1 protein-coding gene is annotated in these 255 nt (G+C 72.5%); it reads right to left on the bottom strand.

All coding sequences use genetic code 11. The features are described from left to right. A partial coding sequence (locus tag QSK39_RS52945; RefSeq protein ID WP_502873397.1) for a hypothetical protein occupies positions 1–255 on the bottom strand: 255 nt, incomplete at both ends.

Raw genomic sequence — 255 nt, 5'->3', positions numbered from 1 at the left:
CGGTGCCGGTCACGACACCCAGGACGCCCGTGCGGCCGCCCTGCTCGTGCCGCTTCCAGCTGTGCCCACCGGTGTTCGTGGCGGAGTTCTGGCCGGTGCTGACTGCGGTGGCGTCGCCGCCGTTGCCCGCCCAGCCGGAGTTCCCGCCGGTGGTGGTGCTGGTGTTCCAGGCGTCGCCGGTCGAGCCGGTGGCGCCGGTGTCACCCGAGTTGCCCGACGTCACCGCAGTGTGCGACTTCGTGCTCTCGTGCTTCC

It is taken from the genome of Amycolatopsis sp. NBRC 101858 (genome assembly GCF_030269325.1).
GTDB lineage: Bacteria > Actinomycetota > Actinomycetes > Mycobacteriales > Pseudonocardiaceae > Amycolatopsis > Amycolatopsis ponsaeliensis.
The sequence above is the reverse complement of the archived record's forward strand: the minus strand, read 5'-3'. Positions and strand labels throughout refer to the sequence as shown.